The sequence below is a fragment of the Streptomyces sp. NPDC047085 genome (assembly GCF_040643735.1).
In the GTDB taxonomy this organism is placed as follows: domain Bacteria; phylum Actinomycetota; class Actinomycetes; order Streptomycetales; family Streptomycetaceae; genus Streptomyces.
The window spans coordinates 126,022-145,213 of sequence record NZ_JBEYUW010000008.1; the positions used below are offsets into that span (position 1 = coordinate 126,022).

General features: G+C 70.0%; 21 protein-coding genes. 2 read left to right on the forward strand and 19 right to left on the reverse strand.

Annotation, left to right across the window (positions count from 1 at the left end; genetic code table 11):
* Positions 1-572 precede the first annotated feature (572 nt).
* The 3 genes from ABZ865_RS25950 to ABZ865_RS25960 form a co-directional block, all read right to left on the reverse strand.
* Positions 573-1,028, reverse strand: a complete 456-nt coding sequence (locus tag ABZ865_RS25950; protein WP_361234896.1) for a hypothetical protein — start codon at positions 1,026-1,028, stop codon at positions 573-575.
* 96 nt (positions 1,029-1,124) lie between these two features.
* Complete coding sequence (locus ABZ865_RS25955) at positions 1,125-2,153, reverse strand: transposase (RefSeq protein WP_361234899.1); 1,029 nt, start codon at positions 2,151-2,153, stop codon at positions 1,125-1,127.
* Positions 2,154-2,182: 29 nt separating this feature from the next.
* Entirely contained in the window at positions 2,183-2,716 is a 534-nt protein-coding gene (locus ABZ865_RS25960; protein ID WP_361234902.1) for a transposase family protein, read from the reverse strand.
* A gap of 278 nt (positions 2,717-2,994) precedes the next feature.
* Between ABZ865_RS25960 and ABZ865_RS25965 the strand changes: the two genes are divergently transcribed.
* Positions 2,995-3,438, forward strand: coding sequence for a hypothetical protein (locus ABZ865_RS25965; protein ID WP_361234905.1), 444 nt, complete (start codon positions 2,995-2,997; stop codon positions 3,436-3,438).
* Positions 3,439-3,813: 375 nt separating this feature from the next.
* Here the strand turns inward: ABZ865_RS25965 and ABZ865_RS25970 are convergent, their stop codons facing one another.
* The 5 genes from ABZ865_RS25970 to rpsB all read right to left on the reverse strand — a co-directional run bounded on the left by ABZ865_RS25970 (position 3,814) and on the right by rpsB (position 8,694).
* Entirely contained in the window at positions 3,814-4,959 is a 1,146-nt protein-coding gene (locus ABZ865_RS25970; protein WP_361234908.1) for a phosphatidate cytidylyltransferase, read from the reverse strand.
* A gap of 137 nt (positions 4,960-5,096) precedes the next feature.
* Positions 5,097-5,654, reverse strand: a complete 558-nt coding sequence (gene frr / locus ABZ865_RS25975; protein WP_361234911.1) for a ribosome recycling factor — start codon at positions 5,652-5,654, stop codon at positions 5,097-5,099.
* Positions 5,655-5,838: 184 nt separating this feature from the next.
* A complete protein-coding gene (gene pyrH / locus ABZ865_RS25980) occupies positions 5,839-6,597 on the reverse strand; it encodes a UMP kinase (protein ID WP_361234914.1) in 759 nt (252 codons plus the stop codon).
* 191 nt (positions 6,598-6,788) lie between these two features.
* Complete coding sequence (gene tsf / locus ABZ865_RS25985; protein WP_100828492.1) at positions 6,789-7,625, reverse strand: translation elongation factor Ts; 837 nt, start codon at positions 7,623-7,625, stop codon at positions 6,789-6,791.
* Positions 7,626-7,800: 175 nt separating this feature from the next.
* Positions 7,801-8,694 (reverse strand): 30S ribosomal protein S2, encoded by an 894-nt coding sequence (gene rpsB / locus ABZ865_RS25990; protein ID WP_361234918.1) that lies wholly within the window; start codon positions 8,692-8,694, stop codon positions 7,801-7,803.
* A gap of 370 nt (positions 8,695-9,064) precedes the next feature.
* Here rpsB and ABZ865_RS25995 point away from each other — a divergent pair, with 370 nt between their 5' ends.
* Positions 9,065-9,610 carry a M23 family metallopeptidase gene (locus ABZ865_RS25995; protein ID WP_361235445.1) on the forward strand — a complete coding sequence of 182 codons (546 nt, stop codon included), beginning with the start codon at positions 9,065-9,067 and terminating at the stop codon, positions 9,608-9,610.
* 46 nt (positions 9,611-9,656) lie between these two features.
* Here the strand turns inward: ABZ865_RS25995 and ABZ865_RS26000 are convergent, their stop codons facing one another.
* The 11 genes from ABZ865_RS26000 to lepB (ABZ865_RS26050) form a co-directional block, all read right to left on the reverse strand.
* On the reverse strand, positions 9,657-10,214 hold the full coding sequence (locus ABZ865_RS26000) for a helix-turn-helix domain-containing protein (RefSeq protein WP_361235448.1): 558 nt from the start codon (positions 10,212-10,214) through the stop codon (positions 9,657-9,659).
* A 64-nt stretch (positions 10,215-10,278) separates the two neighbouring features.
* The gene (gene whiG / locus ABZ865_RS26005) at positions 10,279-11,121 is read right to left on the reverse strand and encodes an RNA polymerase sigma factor WhiG (RefSeq protein WP_361234921.1); all 843 of its coding nucleotides are present in this window, start codon (positions 11,119-11,121) and stop codon (positions 10,279-10,281) included.
* Positions 11,122-11,454: 333 nt separating this feature from the next.
* Positions 11,455-12,615 (reverse strand): DNA-processing protein DprA, encoded by a 1,161-nt coding sequence (gene dprA / locus ABZ865_RS26010; RefSeq protein WP_361234924.1) that lies wholly within the window; start codon positions 12,613-12,615, stop codon positions 11,455-11,457.
* The gene (locus tag ABZ865_RS26015) at positions 12,612-14,237 is read right to left on the reverse strand and encodes a YifB family Mg chelatase-like AAA ATPase (RefSeq protein ID WP_361234927.1); all 1,626 of its coding nucleotides are present in this window, start codon (positions 14,235-14,237) and stop codon (positions 12,612-12,614) included. Before ABZ865_RS26015 ends, dprA begins: the two co-directional genes overlap by 4 nt.
* Before the next feature lies 1 nt (position 14,238).
* Positions 14,239-14,604, reverse strand: coding sequence for a YraN family protein (locus tag ABZ865_RS26020; protein WP_361234930.1), 366 nt, complete (start codon positions 14,602-14,604; stop codon positions 14,239-14,241).
* Between the two features lie 88 nt (positions 14,605-14,692).
* Positions 14,693-15,001: a DUF2469 domain-containing protein gene (locus ABZ865_RS26025; RefSeq protein ID WP_003965949.1), complete on the reverse strand. Its 309-nt coding sequence runs from the start codon at positions 14,999-15,001 to the stop codon at positions 14,693-14,695.
* A 56-nt stretch (positions 15,002-15,057) separates the two neighbouring features.
* Positions 15,058-15,549: an NUDIX hydrolase gene (locus ABZ865_RS26030; RefSeq protein WP_361235451.1), complete on the reverse strand. Its 492-nt coding sequence runs from the start codon at positions 15,547-15,549 to the stop codon at positions 15,058-15,060.
* Positions 15,550-15,619: 70 nt separating this feature from the next.
* Positions 15,620-16,402 (reverse strand): signal peptidase I, encoded by a 783-nt coding sequence (gene lepB, locus ABZ865_RS26035; protein ID WP_361234933.1) that lies wholly within the window; start codon positions 16,400-16,402, stop codon positions 15,620-15,622.
* Between the two features lie 65 nt (positions 16,403-16,467).
* On the reverse strand, positions 16,468-17,454 hold the full coding sequence (gene lepB, locus ABZ865_RS26040) for a signal peptidase I (RefSeq protein WP_361234936.1): 987 nt from the start codon (positions 17,452-17,454) through the stop codon (positions 16,468-16,470).
* Positions 17,336-18,442, reverse strand: a complete 1,107-nt coding sequence (gene lepB, locus ABZ865_RS26045; RefSeq protein ID WP_361234938.1) for a signal peptidase I — start codon at positions 18,440-18,442, stop codon at positions 17,336-17,338. Before lepB (ABZ865_RS26045) ends, lepB (ABZ865_RS26040) begins: the two co-directional genes overlap by 119 nt.
* Positions 18,435-19,166 carry a signal peptidase I gene (lepB, locus tag ABZ865_RS26050; protein ID WP_361234941.1) on the reverse strand — a complete coding sequence of 244 codons (732 nt, stop codon included), beginning with the start codon at positions 19,164-19,166 and terminating at the stop codon, positions 18,435-18,437. The genes lepB (ABZ865_RS26045) and lepB (ABZ865_RS26050) overlap by 8 nt, the downstream gene beginning before the upstream one ends.
* Between the last annotated feature and the right edge of the window lie 26 nt (positions 19,167-19,192).

A 19,192-nucleotide genomic window follows, 5' to 3' on the forward strand; every position in this document is an offset into this window, starting at 1 on the left:
AGACTCGAAACGTACAGGTCAACGGACAAGGCAACGAACAAGCCAAAAAACAAGCCAACGAACAGGTGGCCGATCATCGCACGGGCCCGGCAGGCTCTCGCGGGGGGCCCAGGTCGTCGGGACGGCCGTCGGCACGGCGACACTGGGGACCCTCGCCAAGCAGCACATGAAAACCCAGGTCGCCGACCGCGGCCACACCCTCACCTGGAAGCAGGAGCCCCGCCCCACCCTCAACCACGCCCTGGCCTTCGAGGGCACCTGCCGCAACTGCGGTGCCACCGTCACCGGCCTTGGGGACGTCCACCGGCCGCCCCGGCATCGGCAAGTCCAGGCTCGCCGATGCCGTTTGCGGCTGGTGACGCAGTTCTTACCGGCACCCCCCGTCCGTGCGCCGCCGTCGCCGCCGGCCTCCCCCCGTGCCGCATGGTTCCCCGATAAGCAGCAGTTATCCGGAATCCACTCGCACCGCTCGAGTTCGTTCGGCGTCACGGGCTGGCTGCGTAGGTTTCAAGCAGGTTCTGGCACAGATCTTGAGGAGCGATCGCGGAGGGTGACGGTGGCGTTCGATTCGCTCAGAGCGCGATCGGCCGGTACTTCAGAGCCTCGTCGACAATCTGCTCCGCAGACGGGTCCTGAAGGATGCCCGAGGGATGGAAGACCAGGTCACTCACCCGGGGATGCGACACGTTCGCTTCCAGGAGCCGCAGATAGTAGCCGCTCTCCGCAGAGGCAGTCAGGAGTCTGCGAACGATCTCAACGAGCTCGTCCCGGGTGATGTCCGCAACCACGGGGCGAGCCGGCCGGGCCGCCTCCCTCGCGAACTCCTCCAGGCTCCTGCTTCCGTCGTACTCAGCGAAGTCGAGTGCCACGTAGTCGTGACCGGTCATCGCGTTGAACGCCTCGATCGCCTCGCCCGCCGCCTCTGGGCGGGCGACCAGCAGCTCAGCGATCTGCTCAACCTCCGCGCACAGCTCGTCCAGCCGCTGCTGACTCACGGGCGGGGGCAACAGCTCCGGTCTCAGGTCCACAGCCGCATTATGTCCGTCGGTGCCGACACACCCCAGCCAAGCTCTCTGGGTGCGGTCAGTCCTCGGCCTTGGCGCAGGGTTCGGAGGCTTGGAGTGCTACTGGAGCAGGATCATCTTGCGGAGTAGTTCGAATCCGGCTCGGCCGTAGAGCTGCCGCTTGATCTTCTTGATGCGGTTGACGGCACCCTCGATGCTGCCGGAGCTCCAGCTGAGAGTGAGCCCGGCTGTCACAGCGTCGAGGTCTCGGAGCAGGTGGAGTGCGAAGCCGGTGAGGCCAGGTAGCTGGCTCGCGTCGACTGCGTCGATCCAGGTGGGCAGTGTGGAGCCGAGGCGGTCGGTAAGGATCTCGCCGAAGTCGCGGACGTGTTCGGCTGCCTGTTCCAGTTCGGGGCAGCGGGTCAGGACCTCCTTCAGACCGGCCCGGTCTTCCTCGGTAAAAGTCGCGGGGTGCCGGGTGAACCAGCCGGTCACTTGCCGCACGGTCGGCGGCCGCGGCGGCGTTCCAGCCGGTGCCCCGCGAAGGTCGGCAATGTGGCTGCGGACCATCTGGTAGGTGACGGGCGCGTTGTCGGCAATGAGTTCACGATGTAGGTGGGTGACGCTGGTGCATCCCTCGGCGAAGCGTCGCTCCAGGTAGGGCTTGTAGGGGTCCAGCCTGCTCGGTCGGGGCCGGTTCTCGCGGAAGGTGTCCTGCCAGCGTGCGGCGTTCGCGTACCGGAGCACAGTGTTGAGACCCCAGCCCAGATGCCGGGCGATCGCCCGGCGTGAGTGACCCTGGGCCAGGAGCTCGTGGACCAGGGCGTGTGCTGCCTTCTTTCGCTCGGCTCGTCGGCCGACGGGATCCGAGTCGTCCTGTGGTCGACCGGAAACCAGTCCGGTGTCCTCCGGCAGCATGCCGGTGGGCGATGGGTTGCGCAGGCAGTCGCGATGGGCGGCGACGCAGGTTTCCACGGCTCGTCCGAGGCCCTGCCAAAGATGGAACCGGTCGGCGACCTGCAGAGCACCGGGGGCACCGCGCCGGGCACCCTCAGCGTAGGCGCCGGCCCGGTCCCGACAGATGATCTCCACGCCGGGGTGGCGGATCAGCCAGGAGGCCAGTGGCCCGGCTTCACGGGAAGGGAGCACATCGACGACCCTATGGTCTTCGACGCTGGTCAAGACGGTGGAGTAGGTCTGGCCGCGACGATCGCGAAGTCGTCCACGCCCAGCACACGCGGAGTACTGAACCGTGGATCGGGCAATGCCATAACCCTGCGCAACAAGGTCATCCTTCCCGTGGCGAAGCCCGGCTGTGCCGCCAGCCGAGCGCCGGCTCGCCCGGCCAGCGCGAGCCCCACTCGCTCCAAGGCGCGGTTGAGACGAGTCGTGAATCTTGCGTGTGGGGCGGCCAGCCGGGAGAACGGCTCGGCAAACGTCCGGCGGGGGCAGCCCGCCGCTCCGCAGATGAAGCGCCGGACCGTCAGCCGGATCACGAAGCCCTGTTCAGCGAGCGGAAGGTCCTTCAGTCTGCGCTGGTATCGGTCGTGGACTCGGTCCGAGAAGCAGCCGCAGTCCGGACATGCAGCCCCGGCCGCACGGCCTCTCGCGACCACCTCGACCGTGCCGAACGCGGCCGTCACCGTCTCGACATCCACATCGTCAATCCCGTCGAAAACCAGCGACTCCCAGAACGGTGCATCGGTCTGCATGACCAGCACCATCACCGTCCGCAGCCGACCACAGCAGCGGTCGGCAGATACCTGAGGGAGCGTCACTTCCGGCTGCCGGACGGCAAGGCGTACGCCGCCTCACACGAGCCAGCCTCCTCGCAATCGAACATCGAGGTAACACTCCGCGATCGCTCCCCAAGATCTGTGCCAGAACCCGTAACTCGTGAACAAAGCCAGATCTCGCTGATCCCCCAACCAACTAGTGCTGCCGCCACCTGCGGCATGCAGTGGGCACCAGCACGGGAACAATGCCGACTATGGACTGGGGGACGTTACTCGCAACGGTCGTCGGTGCGGCCATCGCGCTACTGGGACAACACCTCGCGAAGCGCGCTGAAGACAGGTCGCGCCTCTCGGAGCTGCTCTTGGAACAGTGCGCCTTGGTCGCTGCCTCTGAGGCAGACTTCGAGAGTCGTATCTGGGAGGAACGGGTCCTCGGCATGGACGACCGCGTCAGTGGCTTTGACCTCGCCGCTCACAGACTGGCGTCCGTTCGGCTCCAAATCCTCTCTCGGAACCGCGCCCTGCTCACGGCGCTTGAGGAGCTGAACGAGGCCGGCAAGAGCTTGGGGAGCTACTGGAGGCGGGGCGAAGTGGACGACGAAGAGTTCACGGAGCTTTGGAACCGGCACCACGCCGCCATCGCCGAGTTTCTTGTTGTGAGCAGCAAGGTGCTCCGCCGCCGCCTCGCGGTGACCTAGCTCAGCACCCGTCGCACGGCCCAGGCACGGCCCAGCAGATGGAAACAGGCCCCCTAACCGCACGAACGCGCAGGTAGGGGGCCTGTTCATGTCTTGTGCCTGCCAGTTCTCCGGGCTTAGGCATGGCTGTACCAGTGTCGCAGATCGTTTGGGCGGCCCAGACGCGCGTAGCGGCTCACGCGCGCATACGGCGACGGGCCCCGTCCTGGGGCAGGACGGGGCCCGGAAGCCGTGGCGTGCGGGGTGTGGGGTCAGCCACTGCCGACGAAGAGCACCAGAAGGAGCCAGACCACCGGGGCGGTCGGCAGCAGGGAGTCCAGGCGGTCCATGCTCTGCCGATGTGCCGCTACCGCGGCGTGGCGCCGTGGCCTCCCATCAGCCACTGCCGACGAAGAGCACCAGGAGGAGCCAGACCACCGGGGCGGTCGGCAGCAGGGAGTCCAGGCGGTCCATGATGCCGCCGTGGCCGGGGAGCAAGGTGCCCATGTCCTTGATGCCCAGGTCCCGCTTGATCATGGACTCGCCGAGGTCGCCGAGCGTGGCGCTGGCCGCGACCGCGAGGCCGAGCAGGAGGCCCTGCCACCAGGAGCCGTCGTCGATCAGGAACTGCATGCACAGCGCGCCCGCGACCATCGCGAACAGCACGGCGCCCAGCAGGCCCTCGCGGGTCTTGCCGGGGCTGATGCGCGGGGCGAGCTTCTTCTTGCCGAAGCGCCAGCCGACGGCGTAGGCGCCGGTGTCGCTGACGACCGTCAGGAGCAGGAAGGTCAGGACCCGCCAGGGGCCGTCGTGGGCGGTGAGCATCATCGCGACGAAGGTGGCGAGGAACGGCACGTAGAACGCCGCGAAGACACCGGCCGTGACGTCCTTGAGGTAGCCCTCCGGCGGTTCCGTCATGCGCCAGACCAGCACCGCGAGTGCCGTCAGCGCCATGGCCACCCACGCGCCCTCGGCGCCGCGCACGTACCCGGCGACGACCATCGCCGCTCCGCCCAGCGCGAGCGGCACGAGCGGTGCCTTGATGCCCTTGCGCTCCTGCAGCCGGTTGGTCAGCTCCCACAGGCCGACGACCACGGCCACCGCCACCACGCCGACGAACACGGCCTTGACGACGAACAGCGACGCGACGATCACCGCGCCGAGCCCGACACCGACGCCTATGGCCGCGCTCAGGTCACGGCCCGCGCTCTTCTTCTGCGGCGCGGGCGCCGGCTGCGGGGCGTCGGGCATGGGCTCCGGATTCTGCGGCTCGTAGTGCGACTGCTGGGGGTGGTGCTGCGGCTGCTGCGGGTCGTCATACCCGTGCTGGGGGTGGTGCTGCGGCTGCTGGGGGTCGTAGTGCCCGTGTCGGGGGTGGTGCTGCCGCTGGTGGGGGTCCTGATGTGCCTGCTGGGGCTCGTACGCCGTCTGGTGCGGTTCGTACTGCGTCTCATCTCGGAACAAGGGGCCGTTCAGCCGAGCGGCCCCCCGGTCCTCGTCCTGGCCGCCGCCGTACGCGGGTCCCTCGGGCACGATCGGCATGGGGCGAGTCTGCTGCGCCTCAGGCGCATCGTATGCGGGACCCGCCGGGGCAGCCCCCTGGAGGGGCCCACCCACGGTGGGCCCCCAGTGTCCGGCCTGCCCCGCCGGCGGCGGTGCCCCCCAGGAAGAGTCGCTCATCAGACTTCGAGCAGCTCCGCTTCCTTGTGCTTCAGGAGCTCGTCCACCTGGGCGACGTACTTCGCGGTGGTGTCGTCGAGCTCCTTCTCCGCACGACGCCCCTCGTCCTCGCCGACCTCGCCGTCCTTGATCAGCTTGTCGATCGCGTCCTTGGCCTTGCGGCGGACGGAGCGGATCGAGACCTTCGCGTCCTCGCCCTTGCCCTTGGCGACCTTGATGTACTCGCGGCGGCGCTCCTCGGTCAGCTCGGGGAACACCACTCGGATGATGTTGCCGTCGTTGCTGGGGTTGACGCCCAGGTCGGAGTCGCGGATCGCCTGCTCGATGTTGCGCAGCGCGCTCTTGTCGAACGGGGTCACGACCGCCATGCGCGGCTCCGGCACGGAGAACGAAGCCAGCTGGTTGATCGGCGTCGGCGCACCGTAGTAGTCGGCCACGATCTTGTTGAACATCGCCGGGTGCGCACGGCCGGTGCGGATCGCGGCGAAGTCATCCTTGGCGACCAGGACGGCCTTCTCCATCTTCTCCTCGGCCTCGAGGAGGGTCTCTTCGATCACCACTTGCTCCTGCGTGTCTTGAGTAAGGCCCGGCTGCGGTTCCTCGATCGGGCGGCGGCCGGCTGCGTCGCGTCTTCTTCCTGCACGGTTCCCGACCGGCAGGACATTGTCCATCCCCCGGCCTGGCTGCGTCCCGTCCGTCCCCCGGACAGGTGGCGCACCCCGGGCGAAGGGGGTATGCCGGTCAGACCCGGCTGCCCTGATCACCCACCAGAGTGCCGATCTTCTCACCCTTGACGGCCCGCGCGATATTGCCCTCCGCCAGCAGCTCGAACACGAGGATCGGGAGCTTGTTGTCGCGGCACAGCGTGATGGCGGTGGCGTCGGCGACCTTGAGGTCGCGGGTGATGACCTCGCCGTAGCCGAGGGCGTCGAACTTGACGGCGTCGGGGTTGGTCTTGGGGTCCGAGTCGTAGACCCCGTCCACGCCGTTCTTACCCATGAGCAGCGCCTCGGCGTCGATCTCCAGGGCGCGCTGGGCGGCGGTGGTGTCGGTGGAGAAGTACGGCATGCCCATACCGGCGCCGAAGATCACCACGCGGCCCTTCTCCAGGTGGCGCACGGCGCGCAGCGGAATGTAGGGCTCGGCGACCTGCCCCATGGTGATGGCGGTCTGCACCCGGCTGTCGATGCCCTCCTTCTCCAGGAAGTCCTGGAGGGCGAGGCAGTTCATCACGGTGCCGAGCATGCCCATGTAGTCGGAGCGGGCGCGGTCCATGCCGCGCTGCTGCAGCTCGGCGCCGCGGAAGAAGTTGCCGCCGCCGATGACGACCGCGACCTGCGCGCCGTCGCGCACGACGGCCGCGATCTCGCGGGCGATCTTGTGCACCACGTCCGGGTCCACGCCGAGGCCCCCGCCACCGGAGAACGCCTCTCCGGACAGCTTCAGCAGAAACCGGCCGCGTACTTTGCCGTCGTCGCTCTTCTGGGCCTTGGTGGTCATGGGGATCCCGCCTCTTTCACGTGTTGCACATACGAAGAAGACCATTGCCGGTGGGGTCGCTTTTCGCTCCCATGCGCGGCAATGGCCTCCTCGTCAGATCTGCTGCCGTCCGCCACGTGCCTGGGTGTGGCGGTGTGCGCGGACGACTGCTGTCGACCCTATCCGGGTCGCGCGTCGATCGCGGTACGGACTCAGATGCCGACCTTGATGCGCGCGAAGCGCTTCAGGGTGACACCGGCCTCGTCCAGAACCTTCTGGACCGACTTCTTGTTGTCCAGCGCGTACGGCTGGCCGAGCAGCGTGGCGTCCTTGAAGAAGCCGTTCACGCGACCCTCGACGATCTTGGCGATCGCGGCCTCGGGCTTGCCCTCGGCGCGGGTGGTCTCCTCGGCGATGCGGCGCTCGGACTCGACGACCTCGGCCGGGACGTCCTCCTGGGAGAGGTACTTCGGCGCGAAGGCGGCGATGTGCTGGGCGACGCCCTTGGCGACCTCGGCGTTCGGCTTGTCGAGCTCGACGAGGACACCGATCTGCGGGGGCAGGTCGGGCATCGTGCGGTGCATGTAGGCGAGCACGAAGCCGTCGGCGAACTGCGCGAAGCGGTCCAGGACGATCTTCTCGCCGAGGTTGGCGTTGGCCTCGTCCACGAACGCCTGGACGGTCTTGCCGGGCTCGATCTCGGAGGCGAGCAGGGCCTCGATGTCGGCCGGGGAGGTCTTGGCGACGTGCTCGGCGATGGCCTTGGCGACGGCCTGGAACTTCTCGCCCTTGGCGACGAAGTCGGTCTCGCACTTCAGCTCGACGATGACGCCGGAGGAGTTGTCGTCGGCGATGATGGAGACCACGGCGCCGTTCTCGGCGGAGCGGCCCTCGCGCTTGGCGACGCCCTTCTGGCCCTTGATGCGCAGCGCCTCGACGGCCTTGTCGACGTTGCCCTCGGCCTCGTCCAGAGCCTTCTTGCAGTCCATCATGCCGGCGCCGGTGAGCTCACGGAGCTTCTTGACGTCGGCGGCGGTGTAGTTCGCCATGAGTCTGTGAGTCTTTCTCGAAGTCTTGGGAGATCGGAGATCGGAACGGTCTGCGGTCCACATGTGAACGCGGATCGCGGGCTGCGTGCCGAACTACGGGTGAACAGCGGGGGCGGACTTCACCGCGCCGGAGGCGCCGTGGGTTCTGGTACCGCCCCCGCCGTCAACGCTGACGTCAGGCCTGCTCGCCCTCGGCGGCCGGAGCCTCGGCAGCCGGAGCCTCGGCAGCCGGAGCCTCGGCAGCCGGAGCCTCGGCAGCGGGAGCCTCGGCAGCGGCCGGGGCCTCGTCGGCCTTCTTCTCACCCTCGAGCAGGTCGCGCTCCCACTCGGCGAGCGGCTCGCCCGCGGCCTTCTCGCCCTTCTCACCGGCGGCCACGCCGGAACGGGCGATGAGGCCCTCGGCGACGGCGTCGGCGATCACACGGGTGAGCAGGGTGACGGAGCGGATCGCGTCGTCGTTGCCCGGGATCTTGTAGTCGACCTCGTCGGGGTCGCAGTTGGTGTCGAGGATGGCGACGACCGGGATGTTGAGCTTCCGGGCCTCGCCGACCGCGATGTGCTCCTTCTTGGTGTCCACGATCCAGACGGCGCTGGGCACCTTCTGCATCTCGCGGATACCGCCGAGGGTCTTCTCCAGCTTGGCCTTCTCGCGGGAGAGGACCAGGAGCTCCTTCTTGGTCAGACCGGAGGACGCGACGTCCTCGAAGTCGATCTGCTCCAGCTCCTTGAGGCGCTGCAGACGCTTGTAGACGGTCGAGAAGTTGGTGAGCATGCCGCCCAGCCAGCGCTGGTTGACGTAGGGCATGCCGACGCGGGTGGCCTGCTCGGCGATGGCCTCCTGCGCCTGCTTCTTCGTGCCGACGAACATGACCGTGCCGCCGTGGGCGACGGTCTCCTTGACGAACTCGTAGGCGCGGTCGATGTACGACAGCGACTGGAGCAGGTCGATGATGTAGATGCCGTTGCGCTCGGTGAAGATGAAGCGCTTCATCTTCGGGTTCCAGCGACGGGTCTGGTGACCGAAGTGGACGCCGCTCTCCAGCAGCTCCCGCATCGTGACGACGGCCATGGCCGTATCTCCTTGAAGTTCTCGGTTGTGCCGCGGATGCCGGACGGCTTCCGCGCCTGACGCCCGAGTGCGCCTTGCCACGAGGGACCGAGAGGCGCTGACACCGGTTTGTGATCACCAGGTGTCGGGGCGTGCGAAGTCGACCCGGTGACCCGGATCGCCAGAAGAAGTGTACGGGACCGGCAGGGCACCGGGTGACGCGGCTGTCCACAACCGGGGAGTCGTCCACAGATCCCGGCCAAGATCGGCGGCTCACGGGAGGCTTTCTCGTATGCGACGAGTGAGGCGAATGGCGAGGCGACTGGCGATGCGGCGTGCGGGTGCGAGGACGGGAGCGCGGGCGGGAGCTCGGGCGGGTGTGTGGGCGGGGTTGCTGGTGGGGCTGGCGGCCGTCGTGCTCACGCCTCTGGCTTGGGCAGACTCCCCGGGCCCCTTACCCGCGCCGGCCCCACGACCTCCGGTCCCGGCCGTCGCCCGCGCCTGGCCGGTGGGCGTCCGGCCCGTGGTGCTTCGCGGCTGGGAGCCGCCGGCCACGGTGTACGGCCCCGGCCACCGGGGCGTGGACCTGGGCGCACCACCCGGCGCCCCGGTCCGGTCGGTGGCCCCCGGCCGGGTGTCCTTCGCGGGCCGGGTCGCGGGGCGGGGCGTGGTCTCGGTCGAACTGACGGGAACGGATCTGCGGACGACGTACGAACCGGTGAGCCCGTCGGTGCGGAAGGGGGATCAGGTGGGGGCGGGCGAGGTGGTGGGCACGGTGGAACCGACGGGCTCCCACTGCGGAACGGCTACGTGCGTGCACTGGGGCCTGCGGAGGGGTGAGACCTACCTCGACCCCTTGTCGCTGCTCCCACCATGGCTCCTGCACAGGAGCCCGTCGAGACTGCTGCCGGTACTGGGAGTGCCGCTCCCTGCGTAGCGGTGTGGCTACGGGGCTACGGGGCTACGGGCAGCCGCAGCGCACGTCAGCCCTGGACGCCCCGTAGTGCCATGGTGACCGCGGCGTTCGTGATCACCGCAGGATCCTCCGCCGCGCCGAGCTCGATGCGCCGTACGGCCGCGTCCACGACTCCCTGCAGCAGCATCGCCGCCAGCCGGGGCTGCTCGTGCCCCATCTCTCCCAGCGCCTCGACGACCATCGCGACCAGCCCGCCGTGCGCGGCGCGGATCTTCTCCCGCGCCCCCGCGTCCAGCTCGCTCGCGGAGATCGCCACGACGGCCCGGTGCCGCCGGTCCCCCACCAGCGCCAGCTGCTGCCGCACATACGCCTCGACCTTGCCCTCGGCCGAGTCCGCCCGCTCCATCGCCGCCGCGACCTCCGCGGCCCACACCGGGAAGTCGACCTCGCACAGCTCTTCGACCACGGCGGCCCGTGACCGGAAGTACTCGTAGACGGACGACCGCGCCAGCCCCGTGCGCTCGGCCAGCGCGGGAAAGGTCAGCGCCTCCGTCCCGCCCTCGGACAGCAACGACCGAGCCGCGTCCAACAGGGCGGCTCGCTGCATCGACCGGTGCTCGGCCACGGAGGCCGCTCGAATCCTTGGCACGTCAACCACTTTACGGACAGCCCACCCCGGAGGGGAGGACTCAGCGCCCGAAGCTCGCCAGCTTCGCCCGCAGCTGCAGCACCGACTTGGTGTGGATCTGGCTGACCCGGCTCTCGGTGACCCCGAGGACGTTGCCGATCTCGGCCAGGGTGAGCCCCTCGTAGTAGTACAGCGTGACCACGGTCTTCTCCCGCTCGGGCAGCGTGTTGATCGCCCGCGCCAGGAACCGCCGCAGCTCCCGGTCCTCGGCCACCTCCACCGGATTGTCGGCGGCGGTGTCCTCCAGTGTGTCCATGAGGCTGAGCCGGTCCCCGCCCTCGCCGCCGACGTGCAGCAGCTCCTCCAGGGCGACCACGTTGGCCAGCGACAGCTGGCTGAACACGGCGTGCAGCTCGTCGACCTCCATGCCCAGCTCGCCGGCGACCTCCACCTCCGTCGGGGTGCGCCGCAGCCGCGCCTCCAGCGTGGCGTAGGCCCGCTCGACGTTCCGCGCCTTCTGCCGCACCGACCGCGGGATCCAGTCCAGCGCCCGCAGCTCGTCGATCATCGCGCCCCGGATCCGGGTGATCGCGTACGTCTCGAACTTGATCTCCCGGTCGATGTCGAACTTCTCGATCGCGTCGATCAGCCCGAACACCCCGGAGGACACGAAGTCGGCCTGCTCCACATTGGGGGGCAGACCGACGCTCACCCGGCCGGCCACGTATTTGACCAGCGGCGAGTAGTGCAGGATCAGCTGCTCCCGCAGCCGGTCGTCCCCCGTCGCCTTGTACGACCGCCACAGCTCGTCGAGCGTCGAGGGAGCGGGCGGCCGCACGCTGCCACCGTCGCGGGCGGCTGGGGGGATCGCCGCCCGGTCGGACCCGGAGGTGTGCTGGGGCATTCGTCGCCTTGTGCCGTTCTGCCGTGAAGTGCCGTGAAGTGCTCTGAAGTGCTGCGGAGCGAGAGGGGCTGGGAGGTCGTGGGGGGAAGTGGGCCACCTGGGTGAGCTGTCGGTCTGATGTCGAGTTGGCGCGGTCTGCGCCCGAACTTTCGTGAGCGTAGCGTGACTGAGGAGTCGCGGTGCGCGAACAGTGAGGCTCCACCCCCGCGCGGGGCGCGTCCACCGGGCGCATCACCGCACCGCACGCCTCGCTCTGTGTGACCGCACGGGGGCGCCAACTCCGGGAAAACCCAAGGGCGTAGGGGATTCCCCCGGACGGCCGAACACGCTCGGTCAGCACGGGCCGGGGCGCTGCCGGACCGAGATCATCGCCTGGCGTGTCAACTTCCAGCCATCGCCGTGTCGTTCGACGTAGCCAAGCGCTCGAAGTTCGTACAGTCTCGCGATCGCCTCGTCCCGTGTGGTCCGCGCGTCGGCGGCGATGTCCTCGGCGGGGGCCGCGCGGTCGCCGGGGAGGGCGGCGAGGACGGTCCGGGCCGCCGGTTCCAGCAGGTCCCGGGGGAGGACGGGGCCGCGCCGGGGCGGTGCCAGGTCGCCCATGTCACCCACGAGCTCGACGACCTCCGCGGCGTCGGTGACGAGGACGGCCTCGCCGCGCAGCAGTTCGTGCACGCCGGCGGAGAGTGCGCTGGTGACGGGCCCGGGCACGCCCATGGTGAACCGTCCCAGGCGCTGGGCGGCCCGCGCGGTGACCAGGGAACCGCTGCGGCAGGCGGCCTCCACGACGACGGTGCCCGTCGTGAGCGCCGCGATCACTCTGTTCCGCAGGATGAACCGGCTCGGAGTCGGATGATCGCCCGGCGGCAACTCGCCGACCACCAGCCCCTGTTCCGCGATCCTGTTGATCAGCGCGGTGTGGCCGCGCGGGTAGGGGCGGTCGACGCCGCAGGCCAGCACGGCGACGGTGGCTCCGCCGACGGCGAGGGCGCCGCGGTGGGCGGCACCGTCGATCCCGTACGCGCCGCCGGACACGACGACCCAGCCCCGCTCGGCCAGCCCCGAGGCGAGGGAGGCTGCCGCGTGGGCGCCGTACTCCGTGCAGGCGCGCGCTCCCACGACGGCCACGGACCGCAGCGCCCACATCCGCAGACTGGGCATCCCGCGCACCCACAACCCAGTAGGCCGTCCGTCCCCCAGATCATCCAACTGCCCCGGCCACTCCGCGTCCCCCGGACATACGAACCGTATGCCGACAGCCCGCGCGACCTCCAGATCCCGCTCCGGCTCGGCCCGCCCGGCCCGCGCCACGAGCCCGCCCCACCGTTTCCCGCTCACCCCCGGCAGGGCCGGACCGCCGTCCCGCAACCGACGCACCACCTCCCCCACCCCGAACTGCCGCAACCACCGCCCCCCGGCCTCATCCCCCGGCTCCAACACCCGAGCCAGAAACACCCTCCCGAGCAGCCCGCCGTCCGGGTCGGCTCCGGCGCTCACGCCATGGCCCCGATGGCCATGGGCACGCCTCGCGGAACTCCGGTGCGCAGTTGCAGTGCGAGGCAGACGTCGCCGGCGTCCGGACGGTCGTGGCCGACGAGGTCCGCCACCGTCCAGGCGACACGGAGCACCCGGTCGATCCCGCGCGCCGTGAGCACGCCCCGCTCCAGATTGCGTTCGGCCTCGTCCATCGCGCCGGCGGCGGCGTGGAAGCGGCTGCGCAGTTCCCGGCCGGGCACCTCGCTGTTGGTGCGCCAGGGGGTTCCGGCCAAACGGGCTGCTGCCCGTTCCCGGGCCGCCCGCACCCGATCGGCCACTTTCGCGGTGGACTCGCCCCGGGCGCCGGGGTCGGTGAGCTGGGCGCGGGTGACCGGGTCGACCTCGACGCGGAGGTCGACCCGGTCCAGCAGCGGACCGGACAGCCGGGCCTGGTAGCGGCGGATCGCCGACGGCGGACAGTCGCACAGGGAGTCGCGCTGTGAGAAGCGTCCGCAGGGGCAGGGGTTGGCCGCCAGCACCATCAGGAACCTCGCCGGGAACCGGACCACGCCCGCGCTGCGCGCGATCACGACGTGTCCCGACTCCAGGGGCTGGCGCAGGGCGTCCAGCGTCTGGCCATGGAACTCGGGGGCCTCGTCGAGGAACAGCACACCCCGGTGGGCCAGCGACACCGCTCCGGGCCGCGCGATGCCCGGCCCGCCGCCCACGAGGGACTGCATCGTCGCCGAGTGGTGCGGGGCGCAGTAGGGCGCGACGTCGATGAGGGGCTTGCCCGGGGGCAGCAGCCCCGCCACCGAGTGCACGGCGGTGACTTCCAGTGACTCCTCTCGGGTGAGCCGAGGCAGCACGGCGGGCAGCCGCTCCGCGAGCATGGTCTTGCCCGCGCCCGGCGGTCCCTCCAGGAACAGGTGATGCCCACCCGCGGCGGACACCTCCACCGCCGTACGCGCCGAGGTCTGGCCCACCACGTCGGCCAGGTCGTGGTCCTGCTCGTGCTGCGCGGCACCGACGCTGTGCATGCCGGTGGCCGCGCCCGTGCCGGGTACGCGCAGACCGGCCAGGAGGGGGTCCGGGCGTCCCTGATCGTCCGGCTCCTCCTCGGGTACGGGTTCTTCGGCCAGGATCGCGATCAATTGCCGCAGGCTGCGGATGCCGAGCACGGACACCCCGGGGACCAGGGCGGCCTCGGCGGCGGCGCACTCCGGCACGACCACCTGTTCGTATCCGGCATCGGCGGCGGCCAGCACCGCGGGCAGGATGCCCCGGACCGGTCGCACCCTGCCGTCCAGGCCGAGTTCCCCGATCATGACGATGTCGGCGAGGACCCTGGGGTCGATCCGTTCCGCGGCACCGAGGACCGCGCAGGCCACAGCCAGGTCGAAACCGGAGCCGGCCTTGGGCACGGAGGCCGGGCTGAGTCCGACGGTGAGCTTCTTCTGGGGCCACTCGCCGCCCGAGTTCACCACCGCCGCCCGGACTCGGTCGCGGCTTTCTGTCAGGCTTTTGTCCGGGAGACCGACCAGGGTGAAGGCGGCGACTCCGGGTTCGAGGTCGGCCTGGACCTCGACGACCACGCCCTCGACGCCGACGAGGGCCACGGAGCATGTGCGGGCGAATGCCATGTCAGGCCACCCCCCGCACGTGCTCGACGGCGGGGGCGCCGCGGTGGGGCAGGAGGACGCCGACGAGGTCGATGCGGACGCCGCCGGGCGGAGCTCCTCCGTGGGTGTGGATCCAGCGTTCGGCGAGGCCCCGCAGGCGGGCCGCCTTCTCGGGCCTGACCGCGGCCATCGGATGCTCGAAGGAGCCGCTCCTGCGGGTCTTCACCTCGCACACGACCAGGACGTCACCGTCCCGGGCCACGATGTCGATCTCACCGGTCCTGCCGGAGCGCCAGTTGCGCTCCAGGACCGTCATCCCGGCTTCGGTCAGCCGCCGCGCGGCCAGGTCCTCGCCGTACCTGCCGAGTGCACTGCGTGCGTTGCTCATGTCGGCACCACCTCCGGTGCCAACCGTCACGCAGCGCGCCCCAAGATGTTGATCTTGGTGGACGGTTCAGCGGTTGTGGATAACCCCGTCACCCGCCCGGGAGTTCCAGATCGCTCTTGTTCAGCTCCTCAATGTTCACGTCCTTGAACGTGAGGACGCGGACCTGCTTGACGAAGCGAGCCGGTCGGTACATGTCCCAGACCCAGGCGTCCGCCATGGACACCTCGAAGAACACCTCACCCTGGACCGAGTGCACCTGCATCTCGTAGTCGTTGGTGAGGTAGAAGCGCCGTTCGGTCTCGATCACGTATTTGAACAGACCGACGACGTCTCGGTACTCCCGGTAGAGCTTCAGCTCCATCTCGGTCTCGTACTTCTCGAGGTCCTCGGCGCTCATGGCATGTTCCCCTTCAGCCGTGCGATCCCACCATTGTGCGCCAGTCCGACGAACCCTCAGACGATTTCCGTGTCAAGGGTCACAGGCCTGGCCGGGGGACCTTCGTCGAGCAGCGTACGCAGCAGCTCGGCGAGTCTGGTCGGATACACCGTCTCATGTGCACGGGTCAGTTCCTGACACGTCCACCAGCGCGCTCCGGCGACACTGCGCCGCTCCAGCTCCGTCAGGCCCAGGGCCGCGGTGGCCGTCTGGGTCGTACGGGCCAGGTAGTACCACTCGTCCTGGTCCCAGCGGCGTCCCGCGAACGGGAAGGAGCACCGCCGGCGCCACAGCACGGGACCGAGTGCCACATCGGTGATCCCGGTCTCCTCGGCCAGTTCCCGCAGCGCGGCCTCCTCGCGGGTCTCGGAGCCCTCCAGACCGCCTCCGGGTGTGAACCACCAGTCGTCGGCCGGGTCGCCCGGCTCGTGGCCGTGGAGCAGGAGGATGCGGTCCTGGGGATCGAGCAGGACCACCCGGGCCACCTTGCGCAGGCCGCCCTCGTACACGTCCTCGTCGGTGCCCTCGCCCGTCCCCGCGGCCCCTGCGGTGGTCCCGGCCGGGGCCCCGGCGGGCGTCTCAGCGGGCACCGGCGGACTCCGGGCGGGTCCGGTTGCGGGAGCGGCCCAGGCGTGCCGCGATCGGGCCGTACGCGCCCCCGGCGAGGACCAGGACGGCGCCGACGACGATCATCAGCTCGATGGTCTCGACCGGGCCCGGCTGGGAGAGGGCGCCGAGCGTCTCGAAGCCGGTGGGGCGCTTGAGCAGGCCCTTCATGGGCCAGATGACGGAGTCGACGCGCGCGGAGACGGCGTCGCGGGAGACCGTGCCGCCGGCGGCGTCGGTGAGGTGGGCGGTGGAGTCCAGGGAGCCCTGGCGCTCGTCACCGAGCAGGAAGAGCCGGCCCTTCGGGACGGTCACGGTCGGGAAGTTCTTGATCTCGGCCAGGGAGCCCTCGGGCAGGTACGGCTCGTCGATCTGCTTGCCGTTGACGGTGAGCTTGCCGTCGGTGCAGCAGGAGACGGTGTCGCCGCCGACCGCGACGACCCGCTTGACCACGCTGGCGTTGGTGACCCAGCTCTTGTCCTCGAAGACGACCACGTCACCGCGCCGGACCTCGCTGCCGTCGACGCGCTGGGCCAGGACCCGGTCACCGGCGTCGATCGTGGGGGTCATCGAGCTGGTGGGCACGGTGTACGGCCGGTAGACCAGCGCTCCCCAGACGAAACCTCCGAGGAACAGCAGCAGACCCACTGCGACGGCCACCCCGGACAGCCGCTGCCCGAGCCGGCCGCCGCCCGCCTGTGCCGTGCCTGTGCCCGCGCTGCGCGGGGCCGTACGCGTCGTGCTCTCGCCACCCATGGACCCGCACCCTACCCGGCGGTACCGAGCAGGGGCAGCCCCTCTTGCGCGGCCCGGGCCGTCGCTTACCGCTTCTTGGCCTCCGGGCGGCCGGCCCGCCGGAACCGCCACACCGCCACCGGCAGCACCGCCGCCACCGCGATGCCCTCGGGTGCCGCCGCGAGGGACCGCGCCGCGGAGGACTGCTGACCGAGACCGGGCTGGTCGAAGGTGTCCGGGACGGGCAGGGTGCCCCAGCGGTTGACCGGCCAGGCCTTGACGATCGCGCGGCCGACGACCTTGTCCACGGGAACCATGCCGTGGTACTTGTCGCCCTGGTTGTAGCGGGAGTCGCGGGAGTTCTGGCGGTGGTCGCCCATCACCCAGATGAAGCCCTTGGGCACCTTCACCTTGAACTGACCGCCCGAGTCGTCCTGGCTGCACGGGGTGTTGCCGGGGTACACGTACGGCTCGTTCAACGCGTGGCCGTTGACCAGCAGCGGGCCGGTGTTCTTGCACTCGACCGTGTCGCCGCCGACCCCGATGACCCGCTTGATCAGGTCCTTCTCCTCGGCGGACGGCATCAGACCGATCCAGCTGAGGACCTTCTGCAGGGCGTTCGGGTTGGGCGCGGGCTCGCCCGCCAGCCAGTTGCCCGGGTCGTGGAAGACGACGACCTCGCCGCGCTCCGGCTCGGATCCGAACCACGGGGTGAGCTTGTCGACCAGGACGCGGTCACCCCGCTGGAGGGTGTTCTGCATCGAGTCCGACGGGATCGAGAACGCCTGCACCAGGAACGTCTTGATCAGCAGCGCCAGGACCAGCGCGATGCCGATCAGGATCGGCAGCTCCTTCCAGAAGGAGCGCGGCTTCTTCGGCTGGTGCGCGGTCTCGTCCGTGCCCTCGCCCTCGGCGCTCCCGGTCCGGGGCCGCCGGTCCTCCGGCGTGCCGTCGTCAGCCACCGCGAAGCCGTTCCCGGAGTTCACGGCCTCGTCCGCGGCGGGGACGTTCGCCTCCACGGGGTGCCCGCGGTACTCCTCGCCGTCGTGTCCCGACCGTGCGCCAACCGCCACATCCCCCACGCCAACTCCTTACTCTGTGCCGCCGCCTGCCCCATAGCCGGTGCAGGCCCACCACTCCCATAACGAGCGGGAGTTCCGCAGGGGTCGGGAGCCGGTTCAATGCGTTCGGATCGTCGGGGGCAACCCTATGCGACAGCCGAGGGCCCGCCGTCGCCCCCGACACGGAGTCGGCGACGCTTGCGAAGGTTTTAGGTTCCTCCAGACGGGTCCAGTGCCCGATGGGCCAGCCGATGACCATGGCCCGGCCGACCACCGAGTCCTCGGAGACGGTTCCCCTGTACGGGGTGTCCTGGTGGTAGCGGGAGTCCGCGGAGTCGCCCCGGTGGTCGCCCATCACCCACAGGCGCCCCTTCGGGACGGTGATGTCGAAGGGGGTGGCCGAGGGCTGGTCCCCCGGATAGATGTAGTCGCCCTCGGTCAGCGGCACGCCGTTGACGGTGACCCGGCCCTGCGCGTCGCAGCACTTGACGTGGTCGCCGCCGACCGCGATGACCCGTTTGATCAGGTCCTTCTCGTTGTCGGAGGGCAGCAGGCCGATGAAGGTGAGGCCTTCCTTGACCTGCTTGACGACGACGGGGTCGTTCTTCTTGGTGGTCTGCTCGTCCTTGAGCCAGCCGCCCGGGTCGTGGAAGACGACGACGTCCCCGCGCTGCGGCTCGGAGCCGAACCACGGGGTGAACTTGTCGACCAGGACGCGGTCGCCGATCTGGATCGTCTGCTCCATGGAGCCGGACGGGATCACGAACGCCTGGACGAGGAAGGTCTTCAGGACCAGCGCTATGAGGACGGCGACACCGACCAGAAGAGGGATCTCCCGAACGGCTGAACGCCTGCGCTTGCGCTTGACCTTGCGCTGGAGCTTGCGCCGCTCCGCGCGCGTACGGCCACCGCCCGGCGTGGAGGTACGACGGGAGCCGGTGGGCAGCAGATCGTCGGCGGGCGAGCTGGGCACCCCGCGCGGCTTGCCGCGGTTACCCATGCGCACCCGCCCCGGCGGCATGCGCACCCGCGCCGGCGGCTTCGCCGGCGTCCGGTACGCGCGCGTAGGCGGAGGGCCGCGTCAGGTGCGTCCAGTGGCCGGAGGGCCAGGCGATCCAGTCGGCGCGGCCGATGACGTCGCCGACGGGGATCATGCCGCCGCCGGGCGAGCCGAGATGGTCGCGGGAGTCACTGGAGTCGCTGCGGTGGTCGCCGAGCAGGAAAAGGCGCCCCGCGGGTACGACGACGTCGAAGGGCACGGTGGACGGGGGGTTCCCGGGATACAGGAACGCCGTCTCGTCGACCGACCGGCCGTTCACCTCGAGCCTCCCCTTCTTGTCACAGCAGACCACGTGGTCGCCCCCCACTCCGACAACGCGTTTGACGTAGTCGGCGTCCCCGAAATACCCGGTCCCGTCGAAGACAACCACGTCACCGCGGCTCGGCTGGGCACCGAAACGGTACGCCAACTTATTTACGAGCACGCGGTCCCCGATCCTCAATCCCTGCTCCATCGATCCGCTGGGGATCTGGAACGGCTGCACCACGAACGTGTTGAGGAGCAGAAGGAGAACCAGGCAGACGAAGAGGGTGAGGGTGATCCGGCCGCCCGGCAGCCAGTCGGCGATCCGCGACACCAACGCGAAACGCGACCGGCCCTCCGGCCCCGGTGTCCCGGGACGGGAGGAACGGTCGCGTTCCGTCGGCTGTGCTTCGGTGTCCATCGGAGCCAGATGTTATCCGGCCTTCC